The sequence below is a fragment of the Curtobacterium sp. LFS079 genome (genome assembly GCF_047977865.1).
Taxonomy (GTDB): domain Bacteria; phylum Actinomycetota; class Actinomycetes; order Actinomycetales; family Micrococcaceae; genus Arthrobacter.
Genome location: NZ_JBFPFO010000011.1, coordinates 113,659 through 121,907 on the forward strand (window position 1 = coordinate 113,659; position 8,249 = coordinate 121,907).

8 protein-coding genes are annotated in these 8,249 nt (G+C 65.2%); 4 read left to right on the forward strand and 4 right to left on the reverse strand.

The features are described 5' to 3' along the window. Positions 1-2 precede the first annotated feature (2 nt). Complete coding sequence (locus ACNQPB_RS16455) at positions 3-3,014, forward strand: bifunctional [glutamine synthetase] adenylyltransferase/[glutamine synthetase]-adenylyl-L-tyrosine phosphorylase (protein ID WP_498753492.1); 3,012 nt, start codon at positions 3-5, stop codon at positions 3,012-3,014. 26 nt (positions 3,015-3,040) lie between these two features. Here ACNQPB_RS16455 and ACNQPB_RS16460 read toward each other — a convergent pair whose 3' ends face one another. Both ACNQPB_RS16460 and ACNQPB_RS16465 read right to left on the reverse strand, forming a co-directional pair. Then, entirely contained in the window at positions 3,041-3,526 is a 486-nt protein-coding gene (locus ACNQPB_RS16460) for an NUDIX domain-containing protein (RefSeq protein ID WP_498753493.1), read from the reverse strand. 92 nt (positions 3,527-3,618) lie between these two features. After that, a complete protein-coding gene (locus ACNQPB_RS16465; protein WP_498753494.1) occupies positions 3,619-3,945 on the reverse strand; it encodes a hypothetical protein in 327 nt (108 codons plus the stop codon). 126 nt (positions 3,946-4,071) lie between these two features. Here ACNQPB_RS16465 and ACNQPB_RS16470 point away from each other — a divergent pair, with 126 nt between their 5' ends. Further along, positions 4,072-4,287 (forward strand): death domain-containing protein, encoded by a 216-nt coding sequence (locus ACNQPB_RS16470; protein ID WP_498753504.1) that lies wholly within the window; start codon positions 4,072-4,074, stop codon positions 4,285-4,287. 40 nt (positions 4,288-4,327) lie between these two features. Here ACNQPB_RS16470 and ACNQPB_RS16475 read toward each other — a convergent pair whose 3' ends face one another. After that, complete coding sequence (locus tag ACNQPB_RS16475) at positions 4,328-4,762, reverse strand: hypothetical protein (protein ID WP_498753495.1); 435 nt, start codon at positions 4,760-4,762, stop codon at positions 4,328-4,330. Positions 4,763-5,100: 338 nt separating this feature from the next. Here ACNQPB_RS16475 and ACNQPB_RS16480 point away from each other — a divergent pair, with 338 nt between their 5' ends. Continuing rightward, on the forward strand, positions 5,101-5,583 hold the full coding sequence (locus ACNQPB_RS16480; RefSeq protein WP_498753496.1) for a hypothetical protein: 483 nt from the start codon (positions 5,101-5,103) through the stop codon (positions 5,581-5,583). A gap of 335 nt (positions 5,584-5,918) precedes the next feature. Here the strand turns inward: ACNQPB_RS16480 and glnA are convergent, their stop codons facing one another. Then, entirely contained in the window at positions 5,919-7,343 is a 1,425-nt protein-coding gene (gene glnA / locus ACNQPB_RS16485; RefSeq protein WP_498753497.1) for a type I glutamate--ammonia ligase, read from the reverse strand. A 317-nt stretch (positions 7,344-7,660) separates the two neighbouring features. Between glnA and ACNQPB_RS16490 the strand changes: the two genes are divergently transcribed. Continuing rightward, positions 7,661-8,098 carry an RDD family protein gene (locus tag ACNQPB_RS16490; protein ID WP_498753498.1) on the forward strand — a complete coding sequence of 146 codons (438 nt, stop codon included), beginning with the start codon at positions 7,661-7,663 and terminating at the stop codon, positions 8,096-8,098. Positions 8,099-8,249: the final 151 nt, after the last annotated feature.

An 8,249-nucleotide genomic window follows, 5' to 3' on the forward strand; every position in this document is an offset into this window, starting at 1 on the left:
GCATGAGCCTGGCACGCCGGCTCATTTCAGCCGGTTTCAGCGACCTTGACAAGGGGGAGCGGTTCCTTGGCGCCCGCGAACTCGACGGAATCGACCAGGAGACCCTCTTCGCGGGCCTGCACCTGAGCGCCAGCCCGGATACGGCCCTGCAGACCCTGGTGCGGCTGATCGAGAAGCACCCTGCCCTGCGGGAACTCGCAGCCGCCGGGACGGACCGCAGTGAACCGCTCTACCGGCTGCTCGGCGCGTCCGAGGCCTTGGGGGAGTTCCTGATCCGCCATCCCGAGCACCTCGACGTCTTCGACGAGCGGGTCAGCCCGGAGCCGCAGGCCCAGGACCCCGCGGTGCTCCGGTCCCGGCTGCTCGCGTCCGTCCGGGCGGACGCCGCTTCCTCGCGGCCTGTCGCAGGACTGACCGGTACCCCGGCCTACGCTGCCCTGCGCACTGCTTACCGCCGCGGCCTCACGGAGCTCGCCATCAGGGACCTGTGTGCCGCCAGCCCGCAGGATGCCATGCCGGTCGTCGGCGCCGAGCTGGCCGACCTTGCCGGAGCCGCCATTGAAGCGGCCCTTGCCGTGTCCCGTGCCGAGGCCGCCGCCACCTTCGACCCGGACGACGTCGCCGCCGTCCGGCTGACGGTAATCGGCATGGGCAAATGCGGCGCCCGCGAGCTCAACTACATTTCCGACGTCGACGTCATCTATGTGATCGAAGCGCAAGGGCTGGAGGACGCCCACGCCGCCACCATCGGCACTGCCCTGGCCAGCGGCATCTCGCGGGCGATTTCCTCCACCGCGCCGGAGCCCGGACTCTGGGAAGTCGACGCGAACCTGCGCCCGGAAGGGAAATCCGGCCCGCTGGTCCGGACCCTGCCCTCGCACCTGAGCTACTACGCGCGCTGGGCGGACAGCTGGGAGTTCCAGGCGCTGCTGAAGGCCCGCACCATCGCCGGCGACCGGGAGCTGGGCGCCCGCTATGAGGAAGCCGTGCAGCCTCTTGTCTGGTCGTCGTCGGGCCGTGAGGGATTCGTCGAATCCGTCCAGGCCATGCGCCGCCGGGTCACCGACAACATTGCCCCCGCCGAGGAACAGCGGCAGATCAAGCTCGGGCCGGGGGGCCTGCGGGATGTCGAGTTCACCGTCCAGCTGCTCCAGCTCGTGCACGGAAAATCAGATGAGACCCTGCGCTGCCGGGACACCACGTCGGCCATCGCCGCGCTTTCGGCAGGCGGCTACATCGGCCGGACCGATGCTGCGGCCTTCGACAGCGCATACCGCTACCTGAGGCTGCTGGAGCACCGGATCCAGCTGTTCCAGCTGCGCCGCACCCACCTGATGCCCACCGGCAAGGATGCCCAGCGGTTCCTGGCCAAGGCAGTGCTGGGGCCGTTTTCCTCGGAACGCCCCCACCCTGATGCCCTGATAGGCACCTGGCAGAAGACGAAACGCTCCGTCCGCGAACTGCACGAGCGCATTTTCTACCGCCCGCTGCTCAACACCGCGGCAAGCCTGAGCACCGAGGACGCCCGCCTCAGCCCGGAAGCGGCCCAAGGGCGCCTCGCCGCGCTCGGCTACCGCGATCCGCAGGGCGCCATGCGGCATATCGAGGCGCTCACCGCGGGGGTGAGCCGCCGGGCGGCGCTGCAGCGGCAGCTGCTGCCCATCCTGCTCGGCTGGCTCGCCGAAGGAGTGGACCCCGACGCCGGCCTGCTCGCCTTCCGCCGGGTCAGCGATACCCTCGGCACCACCCACTGGTACCTGGGAATGCTGCGCGACTCCCAGGCCGCGGCCGAACGGCTCTGCCATGTGCTCTCCAACTCACGGTTGATCGCAGACCTCCTGGAAGTCTCTCCGGAATCGGTCGCCTGGCTCGGGAACGACAAGGAGCTCAGGCCCGTCTCCTTCGAGGCACAATGGCAGGAAATCCAGTCGAAGATGTCCCGCCACGCTGAACCGGAGAGCGCCATGCGCCTCATCCGGCTCATCCGCCGTCGGGAAATCCTGCGGATTGCCATTGCCGACAGCTCCGGACTTCTGGACCAGGATGAAGTGGGAGAGGCCCTGGCCGATACGGACCGGGCTGCCGTGCTGGGTGCTTTGCATGTGGCCGAGAACGTCGTTTCCGACGGCGGTGCGCTCAAGACGCACGTGCTGGTTGTGGCAATGGGGCGCCAGGGCGGCCGGGAAATCGGCTACGGCTCCGACGCCGACGTCATGTACGTCCACCGCGCGCTGCCCGGGGCTGTGGAGGAGGAGGCACAGAAGCAGGCCCTGACGATTGTGGCGCAGGTGTCCAGCCTCCTGACCCAGCCTTTGAAGCCGGCGATCATGGCCGAACGCGTCCTTATGGTCGACGCCGATCTGAGGCCCGAAGGCAAGAACGGGGCCATGGTGCGCTCTCTGGACTCCTACGCCGAGTACTATCGGCGCTGGTCCCTGGTCTGGGAGGCGCAGGCGCTCCTTCGGGCCCAGCCGATGGCGGGCAACGACAGCCTTGCCGCCGATTTCATCGGGCTCGTGGATCCCATCCGATACCCTGCCACGCTGGCGGACACCGAGGTCCGGGAAATCCGCCGGATCAAGGCGCGTGTCGAATCCGAGCGACTGCCGCGAGGGGCAGATCCCGCACGGCACGTGAAGCTTGGCCGCGGCGGCCTCAGCGACGTCGAATGGCTAGTGCAGCTGCGCCAGCTCCAGCATGCCGGGAAACACCCCGCCCTGCGGACGACTTCCACCCTGCGGGCCCTGGACGCCATCGAAGAACTGAAACTGATCGGGAAGGAGGACGCGCAGCTGCTGCGCACCACCTGGCGCCTGGCAAGCCGGATCCGCTCGGCCAACGTGATCTGCACGGGCCGCGCTTCCGATCTCCTGCCCGCGTCGCGCCGGGACCTGGAAGCGGTGGCGCGCTGGTGCGGCTACGCTCCGGGGCAGGCCGCGGTCTTCGAAGAGGACTACCTCCGGATGAGCCGGAGGGCGCGGGCCGTTTTCGAACGGGAGTTCTACGGCCAGTAGCGCCCGCCGGCACGTCATGCCCGGGCCTAGAAGACTTCTTCGCGGTCCTGGAGTTCGAGGACGCGGCCTTCGCGAAGCCCTGTGAGGGCCGACGAAACGTGGAATGCGCCGTGGATCCCGAAGTAGGCGGGAAAGTCCGCCTGGGCTACGAATCGCCATTCGGTGAGTTCCGCTTCCTGCAGGACGATCCGTGTGCCGGCCGGCAGGACGCCGCCGTCGTAGAGGAAATTCAGGCCGTCGCCGATCGGAGACGGAAACGCCGAGTGCCCGATGATCAGCAGGGCCCCGGGGGCGATGTCCAGGCCCAGCTCTTCGCGGCCTTCACGGCGCGCGGCGGCGCGGGGCGCTTCCCCGGCATCGACGGTGCCTCCGGGCAGGAGCCAGCCGTCCTTGTAGTTCGGCTTCACCGCGAGGACCCTGCCAGTGTCGTCACGGATGACGAGCCCGGCAGCAACGCGCCGGCGCGGGAGGGTTCGGAAATATTCGCGGCTTTCGGGGCTGAGTTCGGCCATGCCGCCACCGTAACAGGAGCTGAGCCGGGTCAGGCGATTTGTGACCGCCCTGCACTGGCAGGGCAGCAACGTTGGGTCTTTGGCAGGCAGGCCTATTGCCCCGTGTGGTGGCCCATCTGGGTCTGGTTCAGCGCGGCGGGTGGCTCGTAGGGGTTGGGCTTCCGGTCTTCGTCGGAGCCCATCGCCTCGCGGTTGTCATAGCTGCGGGGCGTGTTGAGGTCCCGGGAGCGCAGGCGGAGTCCGACGGCGAGCAGCCCGAGGGAGTCTGCCAGCAGGAACAGGCCGAGGACGAACAATACGGTTGTTCCGGCGTCGGCGCCTCCTCCCGCAACGGCCGCGAGCGGCCGGGGCAGGATCAGGACGCAGGCGGCGAACGCGAGGCCCGACAGCACCAGCAGGATTGTCCATTTCTTCTTCATTGCGTCCCCCAAAAGCAGTCCGGTCGAACTCCGTGTGGCCCCATTCAACCGGGAACCCGGACAAAACGAAAGGGAGGCTGTCAGCTTTGGTTGACGACGTCCCGGGTGTCAACTATGGTTGACGCTATGGAGGTGGAGCGCATGAAGACCCTGGTGGGATCGATGGATGGCATGGGCCCCGCTGAGGCGCTCTATGTCGTGGCGGAACTGCACAAGGAGGTTGGCAGGACCGAAGCCCAGTTGGTGCGCGCTGCCCGGCACGCCGGGTTGTCATGGGAGGCGATTGCGCTGTGCCTTGGCGTCAGCAAGCAGGCAGTGCACAAGAAGTACGGCAAACAGTAGTACCGCGACACGGCCTAAGGATCCGGCCAATGGCTTGGGGTCAGGTCCGCTTGCGGCTCGCGATCTCGTCAGAGAGCTGCTGTACTTGGGCGGGGTCCGCGTCCCGGGCAAGGGCGACGTAGTGGTCCATGACGCCCGGCCGGTAGCGCACGGGCAACGTCTGTCCCGGGGCGAGTCGGGTGAGCGCGCTGATCGTGAGGTCTTCGTCTGCGATACCGCGGAACGGGATGCCGTCGGCGATCTGCACGTCGAGCATCAGGACCACGCGTGGATTGCTGTTGACCTCCCGCCAGTCGACGAGCACACCGAGCGCAAGCGCCCCCGTACGCAGTTCCGCATTGCGCTTCCGCGCATCGCTGCTCAGGAGCGGGTTCGGGGCGACGCCCGGGAAGTCGGGCCCGACGCCGAGCGATTCCCGACTCAGGTCGGGCCTGAGCTGCGCCATCAGATCGTTGAGCTTCTTCTTACCGAACATTCTGGCCCTTCCCCCACACAATGGCACCGGAACTCGGCCTGGCCCTTCGCCCTCACCGCGATTGTACGTCACGGCCATTCCCGACCACCGTCGCCTCGCCCCGTCCCGATTGGGCACTGAGATTACGTCGCGCCGTCGCGTCCGCGAGGCAATCTCTACTGCCAACTACTTCACCTTCCAGGCTGAAGACCTCGAAACCCCCAAACATCGCATGCGCCAACTCATGGCTTCCGCCGCCTGAGAACCCGACTGACTTCAAGGAGGTCCAAGAGGGTGAGACCTAACTCCTCAACTGCGGCTAGGCTGAGGACAAACTTGATGAAGCTACAGGGGGAAAGTTGCATCGTCGCATTTTGTTGTCTGCCATGGTTTTAGTCTGTGCCGGAATGATCAACTCATGTGCTGGCCCCGCCCCGCTCCAGCTGGACCCGGCGAAAACGACCGTCGAGTACAGGTTCCGGGACAGCTCCGTCCCACCCCAATACCACCGCAGCTTCGTCATTAAGGCCTCGGACAAGCAGGCCACCATCACCGTCGATTCGTACGGTGATGTGCTGGCCCAGGAAACCAAGGACATGCCGGCCGACACCTGGTCCAAAGTGTTGGAGTTGGCTGAAACACTGCCTTCGCGCGCGGAGAAGATCACCGAAGCCCAGCCCGGCTGTACCGGAGGGACGGGATCGGAAATCGTCATCCGCCACGACGATCAGGAACGTTTCGCCAAGAAGGTCGAGAACTGCGGCGGCAGGTCAGACAAGCCGCTGACAGAGACTGCCAGCCCCCTTGAAGCATTGTTTGACATGAACAGGTTGCTCAAATAGGGCGCTTAGTGCGTCGAGGGGCGGGGTGCAATGCCGGTTAGTGTGCCGGTTATGAATACTCGCGGGATTCTTGTTGTTGCCCTTCTGCTGGTAGCCGTCATGAGCACTGCTTCCGGGACACCACGGGCACATGTGGCCGGATAACGAAGAGTCCGCGCGGTCAGCTGTCGCTGACATCCTCAAGGAACGGCAGCAGAGCCTGGACGCGGCTGCTAACGGCTGACCTCAACACGAAAAAGGGCCACAGGCGCGATGCCTGTGGCCCTTCCTCATTCGGGAATCTGGATTCTTGCGGAGTCCTTGCGGACTGCGCCCCGCTCTTCCCTTTGTTTTGACTAGACGCCGTAGTAGAGCTCGAACTCGTACGGGTTCGGGCGCAGTGCCAGCGGCTTGATCTCGTTCTCGTACTTGTACTCGATCCAGGTGTCGATCAGGTCCTGGGTGAAGACGCCACCGGCCTGCAGGAACTCGTTGTCCTCACGCAGGGCCTCCAGCGCTTCCTCGAGGGAGCCCGGTGCCTTCGGGATGTCCTTGGCTTCTTCGGCCGGGAGCTCGTAGAGGTCCTTGTCGATCGGTGCCGGGGGTTCGATGCGGTTGCGGATGCCGTCGATGCCGGCCATCAGCTGGGCAGCGAAGGCCAGGTACGGGTTGGACGAGGGGTCCGGAGCGCGGAACTCGATGCGCTTGGCCTTCGGGTTGGAGCCCGTGATCGGGATGCGGATACCGGCGGAGCGGTTGCCCTGCGAGTAGACCATGTTGACCGGAGCTTCGAAGCCCTTGACCAGGCGGCGGTAGGAGTTCACCGTCGGGTTGGTGAAGGCCAGGACGGCGGAAGAGTGCTTCAGCAGGCCGCCGATGTACCAGCGGGCGGTGTCGGACAGGCCGGCGTAGCCCTTCTCGTCGTAGAACAGCGGTTCGCCGTTGTTCCACAGGGACTGGTGGCAGTGCATGCCCGAGCCGTTGTCGCCGAAGACCGGCTTCGGCATGAAGGTGACGGACTTGCCCCACGCGTCGGCGGTGTTCTTGATGACGTACTTGAACTTCTGCAGGTCATCGGCGGCCGCCGTCAGCGTGGTGAACTTGTAGTTGATTTCGGCCTGGCCGGCGGAACCGACTTCGTGGTGGGAGCGCTCGACCTCGAGGCCGGCCTTGTCCAGCTCGACGCACATGGCGTCGCGCAGGTCGGCCTGCTTGTCGGTGGGGGCAACCGGGAAGTAGCCGCCCTTGACCGGGGTCTTGTAGCCGAGGTTGCCACCCTCTTCTTCGCGGCCGGTGTTCCAGTGTGCTTCTTCAGAGTCGATCTTGTAGAAGCTGCCCTGCGGGGAGGACTGGTACTGGACGTTGTCGAAGACGAAGAACTCGGCTTCGGGGGCGAAGAACGCGGTGTCCGCGATGCCCGTCGATGCGAGGTAGGCTTCAGCCTTCTCGGCAACGCCACGCGGGTCGCGGTGGTAAGGGTCGCCGGTGCGCGGGTTCACGATGGAGAAGTTCAGCGCCAACGTCTTCTCGATGCGGAAGGTGTCAATGAAGGCGGAAGTCACGTCAGGAATCAGCTGCATGTCCGACTCGGCGATGCCCTGGAAGCCGCGGATGGAGGAACCATCGAACAGCTGGCCGTGCACAAAGAAGTCCAGGTCCACGCTCTTGGCCGGCACGTTGAAGTGCTGCTGGACGCCGGGCAGGTCGGTGAAGCGGATATCGACGAACTTGACGTCTTCTTCCTTGATGAACTGGAGAACTTCTTCCGCAGTCTTGAACATCTATGCTCCTAACGCATAACAGGTAACGGGCATTTGCCGTCTGATCCAGCGAAAACCGAACCCGGCGGAACACAAAAAAGTACCCCCGGTGCGGTGGCTAGCAACTTCTACAACCTTAGGGATATGGGGTTTCCCGGGAGTATCGGCTTTGTTTCAGGCAGGTTACAGAACTGCCTTTCTGTGTAAACGCTACTTGGCGGACGGTCCGGGGTCCACGTTGTCCGAAATGTGGCGCGGCGCCATGCCCCAACTGGCGGCGGCGATGCGGCGGCCCGTCGCCGCCAACCTGGACGTGGTGATGCAGTTAAACTTGTTGAGTGGTTTCCCGTAAAGATCTTGGCTCATGGCTTACCGGCCCGGACACGTCCGGCATTTCAAAGTACCCTGGAGCGCGGCTTGGCCTTCCTGAGTCCGGCCCCGGCTCCATGGCCCGCGCCGGCCGGCGCATCCTTGGCATCTGCATCGACTGGGGACTGGCACTGCTGATCAGCAACTTCGCGTTCGCCGGTAACCAGTGGGCCACGCTCGGCGTCTTCGCTGTCGAGCAGATCCTGCTGATCGGCACTCTCGGCTACAGCATCGGGCACCGCATTGCAGGCATCCACGTCGTACGGCTGGGCGGGGGTCCGGCCGGCCCGCTCGCAGCACTGGTGCGGACACTTTTGCTTTGCCTGGTGATTCCGGCAGTCATCTTCGACCCGGACCAGCGCGGGCTCCACGACAAGGCCATGAACACCATCCTCATCCGGATGTAGCGCCGCCTCTCCAATACACAAAAAAGAACCGCCTCCGGTCGGCGGGTTCTAACGGTCGTTGCAACACCCAGATCTTTTGGGAGTTGCAACGACCGTGTCGTCTCTAAGGTCAAAATCAGATTCTCCCTTGAGGAAAGAATCGGGTTCCCCA

Bases quoted from the DNA above. Each gene is read 5' to 3' on its own strand.
- ACNQPB_RS16465 (WP_498753494.1), bottom strand. From the start codon at position 3,945: ATGAAGAAGAAATGGACAATCCTGCTGGTGCTGTCGGGCCTCGCGTTC.
- ACNQPB_RS16455 (WP_498753492.1), top strand. From the start codon at position 3: ATGAGCCTGGCACGCCGGCTCATTTCAGCCGGTTTCAGCGACCTTGAC.
- ACNQPB_RS16460 (WP_498753493.1), bottom strand. From the start codon at position 3,526: ATGGCCGAACTCAGCCCCGAAAGCCGCGAATATTTCCGAACCCTCCCG.
- ACNQPB_RS16470 (WP_498753504.1), top strand. From the start codon at position 4,072: ATGGAGGTGGAGCGCATGAAGACCCTGGTGGGATCGATGGATGGCATG.
- glnA (WP_498753497.1), bottom strand. From the start codon at position 7,343: ATGTTCAAGACTGCGGAAGAAGTTCTCCAGTTCATCAAGGAAGAAGAC.
- ACNQPB_RS16475 (WP_498753495.1), bottom strand. From the start codon at position 4,762: ATGTTCGGTAAGAAGAAGCTCAACGATCTGATGGCGCAGCTCAGGCCC.